The sequence below is a fragment of the Polaromonas sp. genome (assembly GCF_041689105.1).
In the GTDB taxonomy this organism is placed as follows: domain Bacteria; phylum Pseudomonadota; class Gammaproteobacteria; order Burkholderiales; family Burkholderiaceae_C; genus Polaromonas.
Genome location: NZ_JBDNGU010000169.1, coordinates 40986 through 63374, shown reverse-complemented (window position 1 = coordinate 63374; position 22389 = coordinate 40986). Strand labels below are relative to the sequence as shown.

At 61.8% G+C, this 22389-nt stretch carries 22 protein-coding genes and 1 pseudogene; 8 read left to right on the top strand and 15 right to left on the bottom strand.

Annotation, left to right across the window (positions count from 1 at the left end):
* Positions 1–749: 749 nt before the first annotated feature.
* Positions 750–1142 (bottom strand): annotated as a pseudogene (locus ACESMT_RS17520) (EamA family transporter); the annotation flags it as partial.
* A 78-nt stretch (positions 1143–1220) separates the two neighbouring features.
* Here ACESMT_RS17520 and ACESMT_RS17515 point away from each other — a divergent pair.
* Entirely contained in the window at positions 1221–1532 is a 312-nt protein-coding gene (locus tag ACESMT_RS17515) for a DUF1345 domain-containing protein (protein WP_372827881.1), read from the top strand.
* A gap of 27 nt (positions 1533–1559) precedes the next feature.
* On the opposite strand, the gene ACESMT_RS17510 is transcribed toward ACESMT_RS17515, so the two are convergent.
* Both ACESMT_RS17510 and ACESMT_RS17505 read right to left on the bottom strand, forming a co-directional pair.
* Complete coding sequence (locus tag ACESMT_RS17510) at positions 1560–1949, bottom strand: Hpt domain-containing protein (RefSeq protein ID WP_372827879.1); 390 nt, start codon at positions 1947–1949, stop codon at positions 1560–1562.
* A gap of 48 nt (positions 1950–1997) precedes the next feature.
* Complete coding sequence (locus ACESMT_RS17505) at positions 1998–2633, bottom strand: response regulator (protein ID WP_372827878.1); 636 nt, start codon at positions 2631–2633, stop codon at positions 1998–2000.
* Positions 2634–3314: 681 nt separating this feature from the next.
* Between ACESMT_RS17505 and ACESMT_RS17500 the strand changes: the two genes are divergently transcribed.
* The 3 genes from ACESMT_RS17500 (at position 3315) to ACESMT_RS17490 (ending at position 6239) form a co-directional block, all read left to right on the top strand.
* Positions 3315–3668 carry a hypothetical protein gene (locus ACESMT_RS17500; protein ID WP_372827877.1) on the top strand — a complete coding sequence of 118 codons (354 nt, stop codon included), beginning with the start codon at positions 3315–3317 and terminating at the stop codon, positions 3666–3668.
* 404 nt (positions 3669–4072) lie between these two features.
* Complete coding sequence (locus ACESMT_RS17495) at positions 4073–5845, top strand: ATP-binding protein (protein WP_372827876.1); 1773 nt, start codon at positions 4073–4075, stop codon at positions 5843–5845.
* The gene (locus ACESMT_RS17490) at positions 5829–6239 is read left to right on the top strand and encodes a response regulator (RefSeq protein WP_372827875.1); all 411 of its coding nucleotides are present in this window, start codon (positions 5829–5831) and stop codon (positions 6237–6239) included. Before ACESMT_RS17495 ends, ACESMT_RS17490 begins: the two co-directional genes overlap by 17 nt.
* Here the strand turns inward: ACESMT_RS17490 and ACESMT_RS17485 are convergent.
* From ACESMT_RS17485 to ACESMT_RS17470, 4 genes are all read right to left on the bottom strand, one after another.
* On the bottom strand, positions 6225–6389 hold the full coding sequence (locus ACESMT_RS17485) for a hypothetical protein (protein ID WP_372827874.1): 165 nt from the start codon (positions 6387–6389) through the stop codon (positions 6225–6227). The genes ACESMT_RS17490 and ACESMT_RS17485 overlap by 15 nt on opposite strands.
* Positions 6386–7291 (bottom strand): DMT family transporter, encoded by a 906-nt coding sequence (locus ACESMT_RS17480; protein ID WP_372827873.1) that lies wholly within the window; start codon positions 7289–7291, stop codon positions 6386–6388. Before ACESMT_RS17480 ends, ACESMT_RS17485 begins: the two co-directional genes overlap by 4 nt.
* Positions 7288–7809 (bottom strand): methylated-DNA--[protein]-cysteine S-methyltransferase, encoded by a 522-nt coding sequence (locus ACESMT_RS17475; RefSeq protein WP_372827872.1) that lies wholly within the window; start codon positions 7807–7809, stop codon positions 7288–7290. Before ACESMT_RS17475 ends, ACESMT_RS17480 begins: the two co-directional genes overlap by 4 nt.
* Positions 7810–8252: 443 nt before the next feature.
* On the bottom strand, positions 8253–9818 hold the full coding sequence (locus ACESMT_RS17470) for a DNA-3-methyladenine glycosylase 2 family protein (RefSeq protein ID WP_372827871.1): 1566 nt from the start codon (positions 9816–9818) through the stop codon (positions 8253–8255).
* 112 nt (positions 9819–9930) lie between these two features.
* Here ACESMT_RS17470 and ACESMT_RS17465 point away from each other — a divergent pair, with 112 nt between their 5' ends.
* The 4 genes from ACESMT_RS17465 to ACESMT_RS17450 all read left to right on the top strand — a co-directional run bounded on the left by ACESMT_RS17465 (position 9931) and on the right by ACESMT_RS17450 (position 14045).
* Complete coding sequence (locus tag ACESMT_RS17465; RefSeq protein WP_372827870.1) at positions 9931–11361, top strand: phosphomannomutase/phosphoglucomutase; 1431 nt, start codon at positions 9931–9933, stop codon at positions 11359–11361.
* A gap of 97 nt (positions 11362–11458) precedes the next feature.
* Entirely contained in the window at positions 11459–12496 is a 1038-nt protein-coding gene (waaC, locus tag ACESMT_RS17460; RefSeq protein WP_372827869.1) for a lipopolysaccharide heptosyltransferase I, read from the top strand.
* A complete protein-coding gene (locus tag ACESMT_RS17455) occupies positions 12496–13800 on the top strand; it encodes a 3-deoxy-D-manno-octulosonic acid transferase (protein ID WP_372827868.1) in 1305 nt (434 codons plus the stop codon). The genes waaC and ACESMT_RS17455 overlap by 1 nt, the downstream gene beginning before the upstream one ends.
* Positions 13801–13805: 5 nt before the next feature.
* Positions 13806–14045 (top strand): hypothetical protein, encoded by a 240-nt coding sequence (locus ACESMT_RS17450; protein ID WP_372827867.1) that lies wholly within the window; start codon positions 13806–13808, stop codon positions 14043–14045.
* Between the two features lie 167 nt (positions 14046–14212).
* Here the strand turns inward: ACESMT_RS17450 and ACESMT_RS17445 are convergent, their stop codons facing one another.
* The 8 genes from ACESMT_RS17445 to ACESMT_RS17410 form a co-directional block, all read right to left on the bottom strand.
* Positions 14213–14914: a hypothetical protein gene (locus tag ACESMT_RS17445; protein ID WP_372827866.1), complete on the bottom strand. Its 702-nt coding sequence runs from the start codon at positions 14912–14914 to the stop codon at positions 14213–14215.
* A 321-nt stretch (positions 14915–15235) separates the two neighbouring features.
* Positions 15236–15889: a hypothetical protein gene (locus ACESMT_RS17440; RefSeq protein ID WP_372827865.1), complete on the bottom strand. Its 654-nt coding sequence runs from the start codon at positions 15887–15889 to the stop codon at positions 15236–15238.
* 260 nt (positions 15890–16149) lie between these two features.
* Positions 16150–16689, bottom strand: coding sequence for a DUF1275 family protein (locus ACESMT_RS17435; protein WP_372827864.1), 540 nt, complete (start codon positions 16687–16689; stop codon positions 16150–16152).
* Between the two features lie 235 nt (positions 16690–16924).
* Complete coding sequence (locus ACESMT_RS17430; RefSeq protein ID WP_372827863.1) at positions 16925–17455, bottom strand: NADH-quinone oxidoreductase subunit B family protein; 531 nt, start codon at positions 17453–17455, stop codon at positions 16925–16927.
* Entirely contained in the window at positions 17455–19023 is a 1569-nt protein-coding gene (locus ACESMT_RS17425) for an NADH-quinone oxidoreductase subunit C (RefSeq protein WP_372827862.1), read from the bottom strand. The genes ACESMT_RS17430 and ACESMT_RS17425 overlap by 1 nt, the downstream gene beginning before the upstream one ends.
* Before the next feature lie 10 nt (positions 19024–19033).
* Positions 19034–20497, bottom strand: coding sequence for a hydrogenase 4 subunit F (locus tag ACESMT_RS17420; RefSeq protein WP_372827861.1), 1464 nt, complete (start codon positions 20495–20497; stop codon positions 19034–19036).
* A gap of 1 nt (position 20498) precedes the next feature.
* Complete coding sequence (locus ACESMT_RS17415; RefSeq protein ID WP_372827860.1) at positions 20499–21158, bottom strand: formate hydrogenlyase; 660 nt, start codon at positions 21156–21158, stop codon at positions 20499–20501.
* A gap of 236 nt (positions 21159–21394) precedes the next feature.
* Positions 21395–22342 carry a respiratory chain complex I subunit 1 family protein gene (locus ACESMT_RS17410; RefSeq protein WP_372827859.1) on the bottom strand — a complete coding sequence of 316 codons (948 nt, stop codon included), beginning with the start codon at positions 22340–22342 and terminating at the stop codon, positions 21395–21397.
* Positions 22343–22389: the final 47 nt, after the last annotated feature.

Sequence of the window (22389 nt, the reverse complement as noted above, 5' to 3'; positions counted from 1 at the left end):
GGAGTTGTTGATCCATTTTTCCGCATTGGAGCGGGTTTGCTCATTGCTCTGTTCGGCATCAACGCGGTTTGGACTGCGATCCAGGCAAAAGCGTCATGGCTTTCCAAGATTGGTCCGCTGCCTTAACTGGCTGCCATTGCCAACAATTCGTTCAAGCCGAGCCCAAATCGTGGCAGCGCCTTCGTGCTTACGCTAAGCTAGCCGCAGTCGCCGCCCCGCTTTGGGCCCGATTGACTCTGACGTTGAGGCTGTAAAAAAACCTCCTTATCCTGATTGGGCGGAAATGATATGAAAACTCGACCTCATAGAATGGCCTACAGCGCGCGATCGTCGATGTCGGAAGGGGTCAAGTACCCCCGAAAGTTGCCCGCAAAGGCAGTCACCGACATTTTTTTTGCAGCCTCGTTAAACCGCATGAAAAAACCCGAGCTTCAGTCGCCTTGGGCGCGATGGGCCTTCGTCGGCTTGTCTGCGATGTGGGCCATGGGCGGATGGATGATTCTGTTGGCTGGGGAATTCACCAAGACCTATCGGTACAGCCGCCACTCGGTGTGGGTTGATGGCCCAGCAGCCATGTGATGGCATACATCTTTTTCCTGCTGTCTACAGTTGCTGCTGTCGTTGTACTTCAAAGCCTCGGAACGCGCCGCAGTACATGGGTAGCCACAGGTGCCATCATTCTTGTCGCTCCGGCCGCCTACCTCATTGCACAGTAAATAGCCACGGGGCGCCCGTGCATTGGGAGAGGCTCAGCGACCAATTTTGAGCAAGCTGGTAGACAGTGCCGTGCCGCAGACGATCACTGCGCCGCAGAGCAGCATCCACGGCGTCACCGCTTCGCTCAGAAACATCACGCCGTAATAAACGGCAAACACCGGCACCACAAAGGTCACGGCCAGGGCGCGCGCCGGGCCGGCGGTGGCTATCAGCCTGAAATACAGGATGTAGGCAATGCCGGTGCACAGGACGCCTAGAGCGCGCGAGCCGGTGGGTCTGTCCTTGCGCCAGAACCAGGCAACCACTGCGCCGAACATGGGCACGGTGGCGTTCAGGGTGGCCCACAAGCCGGTTCTGCGGGACAGCAGCGCAAACGATAAACACGCGAACGGAATGCCGGAGTTGAACAGGCTGACCAAAAATACGCGGCACTAGTTCTTCATCAGTGCTGGGCATTTCCTGCACCGCGAAAAGTCAGCGGAGGTGACGCGGCTCATAATGGACTGGCTGGGCCACCCCTTCGTTATTACCAGGAAGAAAAGCGCCAGGAGCCAAACGGCCCTGGCCTGCAATTTCCCGGCGGGCTGGACCCTGACTATTTTTATTTTCTGTATTACCCCCACGTTGTCGGCATGACATCGCAGATGCCCGACGTGCAGGTGACTTCGCGCGAGGTGTGCCAGCGCACGTTTGTGCATAGTGTGCTTTCGTTCGGCTTGAACATGCTGATATTGGCACTCAGTATCAATGTAGCGGCTGGCATGCTGAAGCAGGCGATTCGGGCAAAAGCGTGCTTCGCGCAGGCGCAGGTGTGAAACCAGTCTACTGGCAGGAATCCTTTGTCAGGACACCGGTTTCACCACATAATGCGCGCCGGATGGAGTTGTGAGTTGCTCTGCCGCTACGATGATGCGCAACTCTTTTTCCAGCTGGGCGAGTAGTTCGAGCAGCGCATCTGACTCGCGCAGCCATGCAGTTTTCGGGGTGTGCCTCAAGCTGCGTTCGGCGGCCTCGAAGCGGGATGCCACGCCATGGGCCGCCATGGCGTAGCAACTCCCCTTGATCTTGTGAAGAAGATCTCTTATTGCGTCCCTATCGTCGGCCGCTGACTGGGTGGACAACTCTGCCTTCCATTGAGGCAACTGGTCGAGAAAAGCCTGGGCGACCCGGACCAGCAAGCCCAGTCCCCCGGTGGATTGCTCAAATCTTGGAATATCTAGGTGCTGGTGCATAAAAAAGTTGCGATGAAGGGAGCCAGAGAGGTCAACGCGCGACAGCGCTCAGCGGTTTTGGCGATGCATCTGAACATGGGCTTCGAGAAACCCTCTTAACCTGTCTAGGTTTACAGGCTTGCCGAGGAAAAGCACATGGTTGGGCAATCCCCCCCGCTTCTCTATGTCGCTGTCACTCATGCCCGAAATCGCAATCATGGCAATGCACTGGTATTCCGCGCGTGCTGACACCATCTGGATGAGTTTGAATCCATCGAAGGGCTCCATTCGAAGGTCTGTGATCATTATCCTGGGGCGGGTGCGTTCCAGTTGGAGTACAGCATCAAGACCGTCGGTTGCCACCGTGCACTGGACTTCCGGATAGCTTTTGGAAAAAATCCCGGTGAGTAGGGCCGCCGTCACGGGATCGTCTTCTACAACAAGAACTTGCACCTTGTCCGGACGGCTGATTGTTTCGCTGCTTACCGGCGGTGCAAGGCCGGGGTTTTTCGCGGCGAGCCGGAGCATGGCCTTGGGCCCTATCTTCTGATTCAGCTCTTCGATCGACTCGCGGATTATCCGCCGGTGGCCACCTGTGGTCCGCACGGCGGCGAGTTGACCCGAGTCCACCAGCTTCTGGATCGACGTTCTCGACAGTTCAAGAATCTTTGCCGCTTCGCCGATGCCCACATAACCCTTGGTCATACCGCGACTTTACTTACACAGACCACGAAGAATATCGCATCCAACCTGGTTTCCGGCCACCGATGACCGGTGAGACGGTCGCGATTTTCAGAGCTACCGTTAAACGCGAACTTGGGTCCGGCCAACACAACGCCAACCAGTCTGTAGGCATGTTCGACCATGAGGGAACTCTCTTATTCAGCATAGGGCCTTTGATTTTCGCCACCAGTATACGCAAGGTTTGGGATCGACTATTACGCTCTAAGCCCTATATAGGCGGCTTGGTTGTAATGTTTCAATAGCTTGTTCGGCCAGAAGTGGTCCAGCAGACTGGAGTTCTCGACGCTTTGGCCAGCCGGAGGAGGCTGCACGCAGCCTTCCGTGCGAGGGACCCCGTTGAAACCAACGGCCACGTTTTTGAGCAGACGACATGCCGTAGATGACCGCGGCAGCGGGCAGCGACCTGACAAGCACCCGTCTCCGGCTTTCTGGGGCCAACAGGAGTGAGACTTTCAGGGTGGGGGTGGGTGTCGGGGGGCAGGTGCCAGCGGCCGCGTCGTGTCACAGGCATCCAGTTACCCGCTGAAGCCTCTCCAATTGTGAACAATCGTAATAAAAATAACGTATAATCGTTAAAATGTATAACAAATTACGGTGGTTATAATGTATTCGCTTCAAACTCCTGCTGCTGATGCCCAGCCCTTGTCCCCAACCGCCGTAGAGATGATCAAGCGCCGCGCCGTGCAGTCGTCGCGTTTTGCGATAGAGACCTTGTGTGTGCAATTGCCTCAAACCCTTTTCGAAGGAAGACCCCTGTGGGATACGCACAGCATGGCTCAGGCTGTGAGGGATGAGGATTTCAGGCTGATGGATCTGGCGGACGTCAAGGAGGCTGTGGAATGCCTCGACTCGCTAGGGTTTCTCAATCGGCCGCTCCCGGCCAATCCTCACGTGCTCGCGTTTTCCCCAGCCGTGGACCGTTATGAGCTTCAGCTGCAACTTCAGCCCCCCTTTGACAACATGTCCAGCAATGTGTACAGGGGGGCTGTGGCGTGAAGTGCAATTTCAATACCTCAAAAGCTTGTCCAGAAGCGCTCGAGCGCCACCTGGCTATGTCGGCCGCCGGGTTCCTACTGACCGATGGCGTTGCAATTGACTTGAGCGAGCGCGGTCAGATGGGGCGTATGGGGAGTAGTTGAAATGGACTGTTGTGACGATTGGGGCTGGTGCACAGGGGGGCTGAACTGCCCGGTTCGTGAGACCTGCGCGGGGAAAACGTCCGTGCAATTTGGCCGGACGAGCCGCGTCGACCTTTGTCAAATGAGGGTAGCCTTCAGTAATGCCAAGGGGTTTTGCGTTGCGAGCGTGTCTTCGCCGACCCAGCCGGAAGTTGCTGCAAGGGCGCTTGCGCTTGGTTCTGCTGGATTCGAGAAACATGTTGGGTCTGGCGGGAGTCGTTGATGTCTAGTGCAATGGGTTATTCCGGCAATGTCGCGGGCGTTTCGAAGGTGCCGGCGGCACTTCGCTCCATTAGAAAAATACTTGATCGCCGTGGTGTGGACGGCATGCAGTTGCTGGTGGGCGCTTTGGCCCTGCTGGTTTCCGCGCTGGTCAGTTTGGTGGTCGCCTATTCCATGAGCAGCCTCAACCGCGCAGCGGTTGAGGAGATGAAGGCCGAAAACAAGGCCGTTTCTCACGCTATGGTCCAATATGTTTCTGCAGGTCTTCAACTGGTTGATCACACCTTGAAGCAGGGGCGATCCGACTGGGTTGAAGGGTCCCGTTTAAGCGACCATCGGGAGTTTTACCAAAGCTTTCCCAATTTCAAGACCATGATTTTTCAGGTCGCCATTATTCGCACAGATGGCATGTTGGTCGCAAGCTCGATTGATCCCGACGCCAAACCCATTTTCCTGGGCGAAAGAGAGCATTTTCTCGTGCACGCCAAAGCTTCTTCTGATTCTCTATTCGTCAGCCGGCCGTTGGTCGGTCGCGTGTCCAAGCGCACCAGTATTCAATTTTCGAGGCCGATTTTCGGGAAGGACGGTATTTTCGCGGGCGTGATCGTCGCGAGCGTGGACCCGGCTTTCTTCAGCGATTATTTTAGCTCTAGCGACCAGGAAAACACGGTCAGTTTTGGCCTGTTGGGGACCGACGGCCTGAATCGGGTCTGGTCTGGCCCTTTGAGTTTCAATCCGGCGCTGCTGGCCCCACCCTTGCCGCCAGGTAAGTTGGCCGTCGCTGGTTTGTATAAGTCGTTCTCCTCAGCAAATGCCACTGCCCAGCCTGCCACGTCTTGGTACGTAAAGCCTTTGCGTGATTTTCCATTGAGCGTGGTGGTCGGGTCCGACTCGTCGAAACTGGATCTCGAAATAGGTCGGCACAATATGTTAGCGCTGGGCTTGGTCGTCCTGTTCGTGTTTGGCTTGAGTGCAGCCGCGATATACGGGATTCGCAATCTTCGCGCGCGAGGCCAGATAGTTCAGCTGTTGCAGGATAGCCAGATCAAGACGAGCTCTGCGAATGCGATGAAGTCACGTTTTGTGGCCGACATTTCGCATGAACTGCGTACTCCCTTGAACGGAATCCTCGGTTTCTCGGAGCTGATTTGCAGCTCCATCGACATGAAAAAAATGCACGACTTCGGAAAGCTGATCAACACCAGCGCCAAGCACCTGCACCAACTCGTCAATACCTTGCTCGATCTGGCCAAAATTGAGGCGGGTCGGATGGAAATAAACCGGACAGTCTGTCAGTTGCACGAGCTATGCGAATCGGTCGCAGCTATCCACCGTTATGCCGCCGAAAAGAAAGAGATCATTTTGAGCCTTGATTACGCCGCAGACCTACCGGATACCATCTATATCGACCGCATCAAGCTGATGCAGATTTTGAACAATGTGTTGCATAACGCCACAAAGTTCACTACCCAGGGATGCATTTTCTTTCACGTGGTCCGGAAAGCGGATTACTGGTTGTTTAAGATTTCCGACACGGGTATTGGGATGAGCCGCTCCCGTCTTGACCGTTTGTTTGATCGTTTCAGCCATACGAATCTTCAGGACGAAACCGGCTCCAGTGAGACTGGCAGTGGGCTCGGCATGGCCCTGTGCAAGGAGTTGACGGAGTTACTTGGGGGCCGGGTCACTGTCATCTCGTCAGAAGGTGTGGGGACACAGTTTGAAATTTTCTTGCCCATGGAAAGCGAGACGGTGCATGGCTCCCGCAATTGATATTGGGCGGGCACTCGTTGTCGATGATGACGCTACAAACCGGACTCTGGCGCACGCCTATCTGGACGCGTTGGGCTGGTGCGTCGACGAATGTGTCGATGGTTACTCGACGTTGGCCTACCTGCGCCAATGCACGCCGGCGCTCATCCTTCTTGATATCCGGATGCCCGGCCTCCATGGCACTGCGCTAGCCAAGATAATCAGGACTACACATCCTGCCGGTTCGGTCAGGCTGGTGGCGTACACCGCTCATGCCACCCATGAAGAAGAGGCGTATATTCTTTCTACTGGATTTGACACGATGTTGACCAAACCGGTTTCCTTTGCCGACTTTCAGAAGGTCGTAGGGGAGGCGCGCAAGAACGAACAGCCCTCAGTCTCAGCTTTCCTTTAGCTGCTTTTCAAGCGCTATTTTTTCATCACGCCGAATAGACGCCTGCGACTTGCGATGTGATCCCGCCTTGCGCTGAAGCGCCGCCATGACCAGCGGGTTGCGTGGCTTGGGTGCCGGCAGCTTGAGCTTGATCTTGCGGGCAGAGGTCATCGCCCGAGTTTAAGCAAGCCGGTAGACAATGCCGTGCCGCAGACGATCACTGCGCCGCAGAGCAGCATCCACAGCGTCACCGCCTCGCTTAAAAACATCACGCCGTAAAACACGGCAAACACCGGCACCACAAAGGTCACGGCCAGGGCGCGCGCCGGGCCGGCGGTGGCTATCAGCCGGAAGTACAGGATGTAGGCAATGCCCGTACACAAAACGCCGGCCACCCCCAGGGCCAGCCAGGCGCTCTTGCCGGGCAACCGTGTGGGCCACAGCCAGGCGGCGGGCAGAGCCAGGCCCAGGGTCGCGCCGATCTGGCTGCCGGCGGCGGTGACCAGCGGCGACAGGCCGGTGAGGTAACGCTTGGCGTAGCTGGCCGATAGCGCGTAACACAGGCAGGCGAACAGACAAGCCAGCACTGCCCAGGCTGGTGCGATACCCGAGGCATCGGGCTTGAAGGTGGCCTTGTCCCAAGCCAGCAGCGCAACGCCGGCAAAACCGATCAGCAAGCCCAGCACGCGCGAGCCGGTCGGCCTGTCCTTGAGCCAGAACCACGCAACCACGGCGCCGAACATGGGCACGGTGGCGTTCAGAATCGCCGCCAGGCCCGTGGTGATGGACAGCAGCGCAAAAGAAAAACACGCAAACGGAATGCCCGAGTTGAACAGGCCGACCAGAAAAACGCGGCGCCAGTTCTTTATCAGCGTTGGCCCCAGCCCGCGCAGCAGCACCAGCGGCAACAAAAAGGCTGCGGCAATGGCCACCCGCATGGCCGCCGTGGGCAGGGGGCCAAACTCCACCGTCGCGATGCGCATGAACAAAAAAGACGAGCCCCAGATGGCGGCCAGCAAAACAAAGTCCGTCAGCCAGGGCTGGCTCTTCAGTGCAGTGGGCGCAACGGTCACTGGGCAACCTCAAGGGACACGCCCTCCAGTTTGAGCAGCGCGCTTTTACGGTCCAGCCCGCCGGCATAACCTGTGAGTGCGCCGTTGGCGCCCATCACGCGGTGGCAGGGCACGATGATGCTGACCGGGTTGCGGCCCACCGCCGCGCCAACGGCACGCACCGCTGCGGGGTTACCAATGCGCTGGCTCACCTCGCGGTAGCTCGCCGTGCCGCCTTGCGGAATCTTCAGCAGCGCCTGCCAGACCGATTGCTGGAAAGCCGTGCCGCAGGCCAGGTCCAGCGGCACATCGAACTGCGTGCGCTGACCGGCGAAATATTCGCTCAGTTGCTGGCTGACTTTTTTCAGCACCGGGTGGTCGGGATCGCTGGGCCAAACCGGCGGCCCGACAAGTTCAGGGGGGAGGTGGCGCTGGCCGTCAAACCACAGGCCAGCCAGGCCCTGCGAGGTGGCGGCGATGATGATGGTGCCCAGCGGGCTTTCAAAGCGGGTCTGGACGATGGATGTGTCGAATTTCATGGGGATCTCCTGCGAGTGTCTCTGATTGAAAGCAAACGTTCTTTTAGCGTTTTTCGATAGGGTTTAAGGGTAGCTACTCAGGTCCTCTGAGCATGAGAAGCAAATCGGGGAAGCCCTCACCCTAGCCCTCTCCCAGAGGGAGAGGGAAAAAGAGGCTCGCCTTGCTCCCACCCTCAGAGGGAGAGGGAAAAAGAGGCCCACCTTGCTCCCACCCCCAGAGGGAGAGGGAAAAAGAGGCCCACCTTGCTCCCACCCCCAGAGGGAGATGGAAAAAGAGGCCCGCCTTGCTCCCACCCCCAGAGGGAGTGGGAAAAAGAGGCTCGCCTTGCTCCCACCCCCAGAGGGAGAGGGAAAAAGAGGCTCGCCTTGCTCCCTCTCCCTCTGGGAGAGGGCAGGGGTGAGGGTGAGCGGCGCACAAGCAGCCGAGTAGTTACTTCTATGGATCAATTTCGGCCTCCAGCCCTTGCCGATCGAGCGCCACCAGCTATCAATTCTGTAGCAGATGGCGTTTTGGCCGCGGCCTCCATCGCACCGCTCCAGGCGCGGATCACCGCATAACTGCGCCAGGGTTTCCAGGCCTGCGAGGCCTGCTCCGCTTCTTTGGCCGGGTTTTTCAGGCCCTGCACGCCCAGCGCCTTGTGCAGCGCGACGTCGCCGGCCGGAAAGGCATCGGGCCAGCGCAGCGCGCGCATGGCGATGTATTGCGCAGTCCAGTCGCCAATGCCGGGCAGCGCTTTCAGCGCGGCGATGGTGGCGTTGACATCGGCGCCGCCATGCAGCTGCACGCGTTTTTCAGCCACGGCTTTGGCGATGCCGACAATCGCGGTCTGCCGCTGCCTGACGATGCCAAGCTGGCCCAGTGCGTCGCCACTGGCCTGCGCCAGCACGGCGGCCGGGGGGAAGAGTCGCGTGAGGCCGGGCCAGGGCGTTTCAATCGGCTCACCCAGTTTGTCCACCATGCGCTGCGCCAGCGTGCGCGCCGCAGCTACCGTGATCTGCTGGCCCAGCACGGCGCGCACCGCCAGCTCGTAGCCGTCCATCGCGCCGGGCACACGCAGGCCGTCGCCAGCCGGAAAGCTGTGGTGCAGCACGCTGTTGATGGCCTGCGGGTCGGCGTCAAGGTCCAGCATGGCGCGCACCCGGCGTATCACCAGCGGCAGCACCTCACGCAGCGAGTCGCTGACGCGCAGCGCCACATGGCAGCGGCTGGGGTCAAAGCTGGCAAGCAGCCACCCGGCGTGGACTTTGCCGACGGTTTCAACGCGAAAGGTGCGGCCCATGCGGAGGCTGCCAGCGCGGTCGTCCACAAATTCAATCGCATGGATCTGGCGCTTTTTGAAGAAGCCGGTTATGGCGGCCACGTCGTAAGGCGGGCGGTAACCCAGCTTGACGGTGATGCCCTGGTCCGCTGGCGTGGTGCCCTGGCGCCGGAGCCCGGTCGGATTCAGTCCGTAGTGCTGGACAAAAGCGGCGTTGAAGCGCCGCACGCTGGCATAACCGCTGATCAGCGCCACCTGCGTGATGGGCAACGCCGTGTCGGCCAGCAGTTGCTTGGCCGTCAGCAGGCGGCGGGTTTGCAGGTACTGCATGGGCGAGACGCCGAACTGGGCTTCGAAAATACGGCGCACATGGCGATCGCTGATGCCCATTTTTGCGGCCAGCAGTTCGACGGAAGGTGCTTCGTCACCCCATGCCTCAGATTCATCGAGCAAACGCGCCGCCTGGTGCGCCAGGATGTAGCTGGCGTCCTGAATGGACCACACCACCGAGTGCGGCGCCAGCTCAGGCCGGCAGCGCAGGCAGGGCCTGAAGCCCGCGTTTTCGGCTTGGGCGGCGTGGCCGAAGAAGCGGCAGTTTTCGCGTTTGGGTGTCTTGACGCTGCAGACCGGCCGGCAATAGATGCCGGTGGAGGTTACGCCGGTAAAAAAGCTGCCGTCAAACCGTGCGTCCCGCGTCTTCAGCGCGAGGTAACAGGCGTCATCGGCGAGCAGGGTGTTATCAGCAGTCATGGGGGGGATGATACGGCGCAGCTCACTTGAGACTAGCCGTTTTCGGACATCTTCCCTGCAGGCCCCGCGCCTACAATAAGCGCCGTACTCAACCCCAGGAAGGCCCCGTTCCATGCAGGTAAACCCCTCAATTCTCAAGGCTTACGACATTCGCGGTGTTGTGCCTGCCACCATTGACGAATCCGTGGCCGAAGCGCTGGGACACGCTTTTGGCAGCAGCGCGCTGGCACAAGGCGAGGCCACGGTGGCCGTGGGCCGCGACGGCCGCGACAGCGGGCCAGCGCTCAGTGCGGCGCTGATCCGTGGCTTGCTTGCCAGTGGGGTCGATGTGATCGACGTCGGCATGGTCACCACGCCCATGCTTTATTTTGCAGCCAGCAAGCTGGCCGGCTCGGGCATCCAGATCACCGGCAGCCACAACCCCAAGGACTACAACGGCTTCAAGATGGTGATGGGCGGCCGCGCGATTTATGGGGACGAGATTCAGGCGCTCGGCCAGGCCATGGTGCAGGAAAACTGGCCCGTGCCGACCCGCAGTGGCAATGTGCGCAACATCAATGTGCTGGCCCCATACCGCGACCGTATCGTCTCCGACATCAAATTGGCGCGGCCCATGAAAGTTGTCATCGATTCTGGCAACGGCGCTGCAGGCGCGTCGGCGCCTGGCATCTTCCGCGCGCTGGGTTGTGAGGTGACCGAACTGTTCAGCGAGGTGGACGGCAGCTTCCCCAACCACCACCCTGACCCGAGCAAGCCCGAAAACCTCAAGGACCTGATCACTGCGCTGCAGGCCGGCGACGCCGAACTCGGCCTGGCTTTCGACGGCGACGGCGACCGGTTGGGCATCGTCACGCGGGACGGCCAGAACATTTACCCGGACCGCCAGATGATGCTGTTTGCGCGTGATGTATTGTCGCGCGTGCCGGGCGGCACCATCGTGTACGACGTCAAATGTTCGCAGCGCCTGGCGCCTGATATCGAGGCTGCCGGCGGCGTGCCCATGATGTACAAGACCGGCCACTCGCTGATCAAGGCGAAGATGAAAGAGGTCAACTCCCCGCTGGGCGGCGAGATGAGCGGCCACATCTTCTTCAAGGAGCGCTGGTTTGGTTTTGACGACGGCACTTATGCCGGCGCGCGCCTGCTGGAGATCCTCAGCAAGGTGACCGATGTGGGCGCAATGCTCAACGGCCTGCCCACCAGTTTCAGCACGCCCGAACTCAACGTGGCCTGCAAGGAAGGCGAGCCGCACACGGTGGTGGCCAGGCTGGTTGAACTTGCCGATGAGGCCGTGCGCGGCGTGGGGGAACACGGTGCCTTGCGCGAAGCGATCACTGCGGGGGCAAAAATTTCGACCATCGACGGCGTGCGTGTGGACTGGTCCGATGGCTTTGGCCTGATCCGCGCGTCCAACACCACGCCCGTGCTGGTGCTGCGTTTCGAAGGGCACACCGAGGCGGCGCTCAAACGCATCCAGACCGACATGCTTGGGCTGCTGCACGGCGTCAAACCTGACGCGAGCTTCGCCGCGGCTTTACATTGAGCCAGTGGATTGTCGTCCCGGGCTCGACCCGGGATCCATGTTTCGAACGCCCGGCAGCGCCGCCATGGATTGCGGGTCAAGCCCGCAATGACAGACCATGAAAATACTTCTGGTCAAGCTCTCGTCCCTGGGTGACGTGGTGCACACCTTGCCTGTGGTGCAGGACATCCTGGCCGCGCGCCCCGATGCGCAGATCGACTGGGTAGTGGAGGCATCGTTTGCGCCGCTGCTGACGCCCTTGCTGGGCAGCGGGTTACGCAACGTTATTCCTTGCGAACTTCGCCGCTGGCGTAAATCGCCCTTCAGCCCGGCCACGCGCATGGCCTGGCGCGCGTTTATGCGCGAGTTGCAAAGCCAGCACTACGATGCTGTCATCGACCTCCAGGGCCTGACGAAATCGGCGCTGGTCGCCTGGCTGGCGCGGCTGGCCCCCGGCGGGCAACGCTACGCCATGGCCAACCAGACCGAAGGCTCGGGTTACGAGGCGCCGACGCGCTGGGTCGCCGACGTGGCCGTCACGCTGGCGCCGCATAGCCACGCTGTGCAGCGCGGCCGTGCGTTGTGCGCGCGCGCCTTGGGCTATACCCCGGCCGCGCTGCCGGACTATGGGTTAAATCGGGCTCCAGCCCTTGCTGGACAGGCGCCAGCAGCTCCTGAAATCATAGCGTTTGTACACGGCAGCTCACGCGCCGACAAGTTGTGGCCGCTCGAAAACTGGCTGGCGCTGGGCCGGCAACTGATGGCGCAGGGTTATCACATTGCGCTGCCGCACGGCAGCGACGCCGAGCTGGCGATGAGCCAGGCGATTGCCGCCGGGCTGAATGGCGAAGAGGGCGACGCCCGCGCAACGGTTTGGCCGCGCTTGCCGCTGGATACGCTGACCCGGCAACTGGCGCAGTGCGCCGGTGTCATTGGCGTGGACAGCGGCCTGAGCCACATCGCCGTGGCGCTTGACCTGCCGCATGTGCAGATCTACAACTTCGACACCGCCTGGCGCACCGGGCCGCTGCCGGCTGCACCTGATGCAAGCGTCGCGCGCCAGCTCAGCGTGTTTGCGCAGCCAACGCCGACGGTGCAGGCCGTGGTGAGGGCCTGGCAGCGCTGCAGCTCCGTGCCCTCGGACAAGGCGGCGTGATGGAGGCATTTATCCGCAAGCTCTACGCGCTGCTGATGTGGGGCGCCCAGCCTTTTTTGCGGCGCAAGCTGATGCGTCGCGGCCAGACAGAGGCTGGCTACCTGGAGGCGGTGGACGAGCGCTTCGGCTTTTACACGCAGCCGCCAGAGCCGCGCTCCGAGCTGGTGTGGGTCCACGCCGTGTCTCTGGGCGAAACCCGCACCGCCAGCGTTTTGCTTGACGCACTGCGCGCGCGCTGGCCCGGCTTGCGCGTGCTGCTGACGCATGGCACGGCCACCGGGCGCGCTGAGGGCAGCGGCCTGCTTCGCGCGGGCGACGTACAGGTCTGGCAGCCCTGGGACAGTGACGCCGCCGTGGGCCGCTTCTTTGCCCACTTCCAACCACGGCTGGGCCTGCTGCTGGAGACCGAGGTCTGGCCCAACACCGTGGCCGGCGCGCGGGCGCGCGGTGTGCCGCTGGCGCTGGTCAACGCCCGGCTGTCCGACAAGTCGCTGCAGCAGGCGGCGCGCATGGCGCCACTGTCACGGCCCGCGTATGCCGGTCTGGCAGCGGTGTATGCACAAACCGAAAGTGATGCCGCGCGCCTGCGGGAACTGGGGGCCACGGTGCAAGGCGTGTTTGGCAACCTCAAGTTTGACGCCGCGCCCGACGCGGCCCAGCAGGCGCAGGGCAGGCGCTGGCGCGAGGCGCTGGCCCAGCCGGTGTTGATGCTGGCCAGCTCCCGCGAGGGCGAAGAGGCTGACTTTTTAAGACAAATAGTGGCTCTGGCCCTTTCAGAACGTGCGCTACTAGCTATGAACAAGATAGCGGGCAAGAGCTTTCAGGTGCTCATCGTGCCGCGCCACCCGCAGCGCTTTGACGAGGTGCAGGCGCTTGCTGAAAAACACGGTCTCACGGTCTCGCGCCGCTCGGCCTGGAAAGGCGAGCCGCAGGCGGCCGATGTCTGGCTGGGCGATTCGCTCGGTGAGATGGCCCTGTATTACGCGATGAGCGACGTTGCCTTGCTGGGCGGCAGTTTTGCGCCGCTTGGCGGGCAGAACCTGATCGAGGCGGCCGCCTGCGCGTGCCCCGTGATCATGGGGCCGCACACCTTCAACTTTGCTGATGTCTCGGATCTGGCGCAAGCGGCGGGCGCCGCGCGCCGGGTGGCGGACATGGCCGAAGCGGTGCGCAGTGCCCGCGCCCTGTTGTCGCGTCCGGACACCCAGCAGGCGGGCGCAGCGGCGAGTTTGCGCTTTGCAGCGCAGCACCGCGGCACGGCCGCCAGCACGGTCGCGGCGCTTGCGCACTTTCTGGATGGCTGAGCGCGGTGGCCGAACCCCTGGTCAATCAATACGGCGCAGACGTGCCCCAAGCCATTGCGCGCATGGTCAGCGCCGTTCACCCGGCTTTTGATTCACGCGAATTTGTCGCTGATGTGCTGCAGGGGTATGACCACTACCGGGAGGACCTGGCACTCGCCCCGACCTCGACTGGCGGGATATGGCAGTTAGCGGGCGCTCCCAGTTTGGCCGGCTATGCCCGCTGCGGGCCACTTCCGGTCATTTGAACGCACAAGAAATTCGCGTCGCCAACGTCCGGTCTCAAAGTACAGACGTCACTGGATTTCCTCTATCCAGAGGGCTGACTGAAATGCACGCGAGCACGGAGTAAACAATGACGATGTCGCCAGTACAAGGCCCCGGCGATGGCAAATGGTTCGCGTATTACCCCAGTTCAACGCTTGGCTCTATCCTCCTTCTGACGCAGTTCTATCTCGACACGCCCGAGCCTGCGTTTCTCGGCGATGCCGGCCTTGAGCGCGGCCCCCCGATCGCGAACGTTGGCAACGTGGTTGATCGTGTTCGTGGCATGTTCCTCAAGCCGCGCTTCTAGTCCGTCGCGCGTGTGCCGCCAGCCTACACAGGCCGCGTTCGCATGGCGGTCGTGCTTGGCGCCGCAGCCGCCACAGCGTCCGCGCAGACTTGTCTCCAGTGACGGTGTCACACCGACCCTTGCGCAAACAGCGCATGTGCTGGTCGTCAGCCCCTTGAGTTCGAAGATGGCCGTGCCGCAGCGTGCGCAGGCCCATCGAATGGCTTGCTCCAACTCGTAGATTGCGACCACAACGCGGCCGGCGCGGGCATGGTGCGAAAACGCACTCCATCGACCTGTCGATTCAATGAAAGCCCTGCTGGCCGCCATCAGGTCCAGCGGTTCCATAACAACGGCACGGTGCTGGCGCGCGAGGTTTAGCGCGGCGCATCGATAGAAGTCTCGCCGCCGGCCACGGGCGCGCCGGGCCAGCATCCCCGCAGCTTGCCATTGCTTGCGGTCCTCGCGCACCCAGGTATCGAGTCGGGCCCAGCGCCGGCCTGTATCGGCCAGCGCCTTTTGCAGCAGGTAGATACGAGCGATCGCGACACGCTGCGCTGGCAAGGCCGCGATGCTGTCGAGTTCGGTCAGGAGGGGTACGGGCAGATCGACCTCCCCAATCGCTGGCGCGCAAATGCGGCAGCAATGCAGTTTTGGCCAGGGCGCGCTGCCCTTGCAAGGATGCGCAGTGTGTCAGGTCGGTCTCGATGGACGCAGGCATGACGAGTGTCTGAACAGCAGCGGGATCGGCTGATCGTGCGATCGTCACGACCCGGCGGCCCCCTCCACCGCAACCCAGCCGAAATGCACAGCAGCCAGATCGACTGGGTGCTCGCATTCAATGTGGATTGGTACTTCCAGCCGCAGCACGAGTTGCAGCGTCCATCAATCCTTGTCGGCCAAGCGCCGTCGGATCAGACGTGCGCCCGATACGTGCGCGCCTGTCGGAAATGGTCGGTGGTATTGCCGTGTGCCGGTGGCGTAGACCCCTTCGCGCGCCAGTCCGAGCCTGAACCGGAACTGTCCGCAGGCACGTCGATCTGCTGCGGCAGATGGCGTCAAGTGAACTTCCAGGCTGGAGCCATCGAATACACGCTCGGCCGGCAAGCCATTTTTGATCGTGAACTGCAGGAACAGGGAGTCCTGGTCCTTGCGGTCACCCACTGCAAACTTCGGCGCGCGACCCAGATCCAGGGACTTCTTCCAAGCTAGCAGTGCGCTGTCGAGCACGGCGTTTGCGGTCGCCCAGCCCAATCCGTCGTCGACGGCCTGACACCGAAGGCGATAGGTCAGCGTGGCTGTGGTGTTGCCGACCCGTGAGAAGAACAGGCTGCGGATATCGGTCCGGTGTGCCTGACGCACGGGGCGCAGCTGCGCGGTCAGTTCGGTACCCAGTGCGATCCGCTGCGGTGCGAGTTGGCGCAGAATCCCACCGTCGGCCGCCGTCCTGGCGGCAGCGATCACGTGTTCGAGCGCGGTGAGTTGATCATGCAATACCTGCGCGCGCGGTCCTGCACGCTCTAGCACCCAGGCATTCATTTGGCCGTGAACAGTCCGGATACTGCCGATCAGCGTGTTGTAGAGGGCGGGCCTTGTCAATCTGCTCGGTGGCTGCTGCGCGGCAATTGGCGTCCAGGCGAGCACCGTATTCGTAGACCACAAGGTCCGCAGGGCCGGCGATCCTGGCTTGGATCACCCAGGGCCGAGCGGCGGCGGCCTTCCCCTGGTTGGCGCCGGACCGGGTTTCGTTCAGGAAGTTGTCGACGACCTGCATGGTGGCAAAGTTGGTCCCTTGCGACTCAGCGTCTCGCCACCATCAGGTCGTCAATGACTGGCGCCGCGGTTATGACGGCCAGCGTGATGGCGAACGGCAGGATGGCCGCGAAGCCCACCTGCTCAAAGCCCAGCCATCCAACTGCGAGACCCAGAAAGAAATACAGCGCCAGCAAATTCAGCAATGCGAGGCGATCATTGCTAGGCGGGGGTTTGCTTTTCCCGGCTACCGCGTCGGTGTCGATGGCAATACGCTGGCCAAGCTCGGAGCCGATCGCGATGAGGAGCGGGAAGATGTTCGTGGTCCTGATCTCGGCGTTGGACATCAAGGTAACAGCCGCGTTTTGAATGCCCATCGAGAGACTCAGCACCATCAGCACAGCGAAGAGCTCAAACCCGTCGGCCGCAGTCCCCTGAGCATCAACGATACCGATCAATAGGAGCAGCAAGGCTTCAAGTAACAGCGGCAAGGCATATTCACTCTGCAACCTGCGATGCGCGCGATGCCTACCAGGCCAGTAGCAAGCACGGCCCCCGTCACGAAGCAAAACAGCCCGCCGGCGCACACGACGGCCAGGCCACCGAAAAAATCAGTCCGGGCGCCGCCAACGGTCGAGGCAGAGCCCGTTGCGTGATGGTTATATGCGAGCATCGCGGCAATGCCCAATGCGTGGACTGTGCCTGCAACGAAGCACAGGATGAAGCCCAGTTGCTGATTTGCATCAGCCGAACGCTTCGGTCCGACCAATCGTCTTGCGTAGTGGATGGGCATTAGGCTTTGCGAGCGCGTCGTCGTTGAGGTCAGCGTCCGGCCAGGGCCTGCGCGCGCTGGCGCACGGCACTCAGGATGCCGCGCAAAATGTCCATCGGCGGCGGCGGGCAGCCCGGCACGACTACATCGACTGGAATGACGTTTGAGACCCGCCCGCAACTGGCGTAGCTCTCGCCGAAGATACCGCCATCGCATCCGCAGTCCCCCACCGCGACCACCAGCTTGGGTTCCGGCGTGGCGTCGTAAGTGCGCTTCAACGCTTCTTCCATGTGCCGGGACACAGGGCCGGTCACCAGCAGCATATCGGCATGGCGCGGGCTGGCGACGAATCGGATGCCCAGGCCCTCGATGTTGTAGTACGGATTACCCAGCGCCTGGATCTCCAGCTCGCAACCGTTGCATGAGCCGGCATCTACTGCGCGGATGGCGAGTGCCTGGCCGAGAATTTCGAGTAGGCCGGCATGGATGCGATCAATCCGTGCGCGGTCGGCCTCCTCGATGCGCGGTGGCGGCTCGGTGAGAATACCGTGCCGTGCGACTTGTCTGAGGATATGCCACATCAGAGATCGTGCCCCGAGTAACTCAGGTTGAAGGACTTGTTGATTAACGGGAAGTCCGGAACGATGTTGCCCATCACCGCGTGCTCCAGCGCCGGCCAGTTTTGCCAGGACGGGTCGTGGCAATGGCAACGCACAATGTGGCCGGTGGCCGAAACTTCTAGTGCCACCTGCACCTCACCGCGCCAGCCTTCGACCCATCCGATCCCGACGCTTGGGACGCCCGGCGCCACCATGTCGACGCGAATCGCTCCGGCCGGTGCGCCTGCGCACAGCCTGCGCAGCAGCCGCAAGGATTCCAGAGTCTCGTCAAACCGGACCGCGACGCGGGCGGCAACATCACCATCACGCTGCGTGGCCATTTTGACTTCCAGTTGATCGTAGGGCGGCCAGACTTGGTCGCAGCGCAGGTCGAAAGCCTGGGCGCTGGCGCGCCCGGCGAGGCCGGTGAGGCCCAGTTGCGCCGCGAGTTCCGGAGACACGCGCCCAGTGGTCAGGAATCGATCCTGCAGTCCGGCGTGTTCGTCGTAGACCGTGCGCAAGGTGCGCACTTCACCCTCGATGGCATCGCATTGCTGGGTCAGGCGAAGTAGCAGGTCCGGCGTCGGATCAGTGGCAACGCCACCGGGCACCACGCTGTCCATCATGAACCGGTGGCCAAACGCCGCGCCAGACAGGCGTTGCCAGTCCTCGCGCAGCCGCGAGAACTGTGCCAGTCCGAAACCCAGTGCTGCATCGTTGCCAAGGGCGCCGAGGTCGCCGAGGTGATTGGCCACGCGCTCGCGCTCGAGCATCAATGCGCGCAGCCACACGGCCCGTTGCGGTATATCGCATTGCCAGGCGGATTCGAGCGCCATGCAGTAGGCCCAGGCAAATGCCACTGTCGAGTCGCCGGACACCCGCCCCGCCAGGCGGTATGCGTCCAACGGTGCCAGTTCGGTGAAGCGCCGCTCGATACCCTTGTGGGTGTAACCCAGGTGCTTTTCGAGCCGCAGCACTTTTTCTCCAACGACCGAGAAGCGGAAGTGGCCGGGCTCGATGATGCCGGCGTGCACGGGGCCAACGGCGATCTCGTGCACGCCGTCACCCTCGACGCGCACGAAGGGGTAGTCCGTTGGCAGCGTGCCGGGCGCGCTGCCCACTGGCAGCGTACCCGACTGCAGCGGTGCGCCGCCGGCCCACAGGCCATGGCTGAGCCAGGCGCGTGTGTCCGATTGGCCGTCAGCGCGCAGTCCCGACAGATCAGCGGCTGCACGTTGCATGCGACCGGCGCAGGGGAAGACACCCGACAGATCGGGGTAGGCGGCTGTGTGACCGACAGGAAGCTCCAGCCAGACCAGTCCTTCCAACACGCAATAGGTCGCGCAGACCACCATGCCGCCGCCAGATGCGCTGCGGTCGATGCCCCACAGGGAGATCAGCCGCCCACCCGACTCGGCTACAGTGTGTGCGGCGGCCAGCCACCGCGCCGCATCGACGCGTGCCCGCCATACGGGCAAGGGTGCCGGCAAACGCAACAAATCGAGCGTCAGTGTGCACAACGGGCGCAATTCTGGATCGGGAATTGGCATCGCCATGTCGTCAATTCCCAAGCATCGCGGCGGCCTGCCGGTACCAGGCATCCAGATAGGGCGGGATATACAGACCCAGCATGAGTCCGAGCGCAAGGTGGACGAACACCGGGATCAGTGCCGGGGGATGTGCCAGCGGCTTGACGTTGGTCTCGCCGAACACCATCGGCTGCACGCGACTGAATACCGAGGCAAAAGCCAGTCCCAGAGCCAGCAACAGGAACGGCGTGGCCCAGGGCTGCTCGCGCATCGCAGTGGTAACGATCAGGAACTCGCTGGCGAACACGCCGAACGGTGGCATGCCCAGAATGGCCAGTGAACCGAGCATCAGGCCCCACCCGACCATGGGGCTGACCTTGATGAGGCCGCGGATGTTCTCCATGACCTGTGTGCCTGCCTTCTGTGTGGCGTGCCCGACTGCAAAGAAGATAGCCGACTTGGTCAGCGAGTGCACGGTCATGTGCAGCAAGCCAGCGTAGGTGGCGATAGGCCCGCCCATGCCGAAGGCAAAGGTCATCATGCCCATGTGCTCGATCGACGAATACGCGAACATGCGCTTCACGTCTTTTTGTCGGATGATGAAGAATGTCGCAGCCACCACCGACAGCAGCCCGAAGCCCATCATCAGCTGACCCGACAGGTGGTTTTGCAGCGCACCGTCGGTCAGCACCTTGCAACGCAGGATGGCGTACAGCGCCACGTTGAGCAGCAGCCCGGAGAGTACCGCTGAGACCGGCGTGGGACCCTCCGCATGCGCATCGGGTAGCCAGTTGTGCACCGGCACCAAGCCGACCTTGGTGCCGTAGCCGATGAACAGGAAGGCAAAGGCCAGCGTGATGATGTTGGGGTCGAGCTGTGCCTTGACCGCATCAAGGTTGGTCCACAGCAGGGCGCCGCCCGAACCGCCACCGGGGCCGATGACCTTCTCTGCCGCCATGTACAGCAGCACGGTGCCGAATAGCGCCTGCGCAATGCCTACGCCGCACAGGATGAAGTATTTCCAGGCCGCCTCCAGGCTGGCGGCTGTGCGGTAGACGCTGACCAGCAGCACGGTGGTCAGTGTTGCGGCTTCCATGGCCACCCAGATGATGCCCATGTTGTTGGTGGTCAGCGCCAGCAGCATGGTGAAGCTGAACAGCTGGTACATGCTGTGGTAAAGCCGCATGCGCGGCGGCGTCATCTTGCCGTGGTCGCGCTCAATTTGCATGTAGGGCCGCGAGAAGATCGCCGTGGTCAGACCGACGAACGCTGTCAACGTCACGAGGAAGACGTTCAGCGCGTCGATGTAGAACTCCTTGCCCCAGACCAACATTGGCCCGCCGTCGATGATCTGCACGGTCAGGAAACACGCGGCGATGAAGGTGCCCGAACTGAAGGCGACATTGACGTCACGCGCCCGGTCGCGGTGGCCGATCAAACCCAGCACCATGCCGCCAAACAAGGGGATTGCAAGCAGGAAGGCCAGTGCAAACAATTCAGTCTTCTTTCAGTTTTTCGAGATTGCGGATATCCAGGCTGTCGAACTGCTCGCGAATCTGGAACATGAACACGCCCAGGATCAGAACACCGATCAACACGTCCAGCGCGATACCGAGTTCGACCACCATCGGCATGCCGTAGGTGGCCGAGGTGGCCGCAAAGAACAGACCGTTCTCCATTGCCAGGAAACCGATCACCTGCGGCACCGCCTTGGCGCGCGTGATCATCATCAGGAACGAGAGTAGCACGCAGGCCAGCGCAATGCCCAGCGTACCGCCCGCCAACGTGGTGGACAGCTGTGCGATGGGCTTGGCCAGGTTGAACGAGAAAATCACCACTCCGATGCCAATGAGCATGGTGGTGGGAATGTTGATGAGCGTCTCGACCTCTGAGCGGATGCCCAGGCGGTCGACCACGCGGTGCAGCAGGTAGGGAATCAACACGACCTTGAGCACGGCCGTCACTGCGGCCGACAGGTAGAGGTGGGGCTGGTTGGTGACATAGCCAACCACCGCCGTGGACAGTACCAGCGTCGCGCCCTGCAGCGTGAATAGGTAGATCAGCGTCAGGATGCGGCGCTGCGCAGTCATCGCGAAGGCCAGCATCAGCAGCACGGCGCCGAGCAGGTTGACGAACTGGGTGAGAAGTTCGGTCATATCAGTACCGCCCGGCCGTTCCGAAGGGACTGAACGCCCCAACGGGGGGCAGCGAACGCAGTGAGCGTGGGGGCCACATGCAGTAACGCCCGGCCGTTCCGAAGGTACTGGCGGCCCCCTCGGGGCTGAGTCCTGCGGCTCCGACTCTGCCTGCGCAGAGTCGGACAGGACGAAGAGCCGTGGCATCTGGCCGAGGCACGTACAGCGAAAGCATTGAGCGTGGGGGTTGTTTCATATCAGTGAGCCAGCAAAAGATGGACCAGCAATCCGATCACCGACAGCAGGAAAGCGGTGCCCAGGTACTCCGGCACACGGAAGATGCGCATCTTCGCGTTCAGTGTCTCCAGCAACGCCAGCAGAAAACCACCCAACGCGAGCTTGCCCATCAGCACCGGCAGCGCCAGCAGCATCTCCACCGGCGCCTGGGCCCTGGCCACGCCCCAAGGAAAGAACAACGCCAGGCCGATGCAGGAATAAGCGAACAGCTTCAGGCTCACTGCCCATTCAATCAGCGCCAGGTGGCGACCCGAATACTCCAGGATCAGCGCCTCGTGGATCATCGTCAGCTCAAGGTGTGTGGCTGGGTTGTCCACCGGCACCCGCGCGTTTTCGGCCAACGACACCATCGTGAACGCCACGCCGGCCAGGGCCAGCGCAGGGTAGATAGTGAATTCACGTTGAGCCAGAGTTTCGACGATGGTCGGCAACGAGGTCGACTGTGAGATCAGCGACGCCGAAAACAACACCATCAGCAATGCCGGCTCGGCCAGGAAGCCGATCAGCATTTCGCGACGTGCGCCCATGCTGCCAAAGGCCGTGCCGATATCCATCGCCGCCAGCGAGATGAATACACGCGCCAGGGCGAACAGGCCGACCAGCGCAATGGCGTCGGCTGCCGGTGCGAGCGGCAGGTCTGTGGACAGTGTCGGGATGATCGCGCAGGCCAGCAACATACAGCCGAACACCAGGTACGGCGCCGTACGGAACAGCGGCGACGCGTTGTTGGCGAGCACAGAGTCCTTGTTGAACAACTTGTGCAGCATGCGATAAGGCTGCAGCAGACTGGGCGCTGAGCGGTTCTGCAGCCAGGCACGCCATTGGTTGACCCAGCCAGACAGCAGCGGCGCCAGCGCGGCCGCGATGACGATCTCCAGGAACTGTGAGAGAAAGCCGGTCCAGGTCATGGCAGATTCATAGGGTGACCTTCGCACTCGACGCTGCGGTGCGAGCT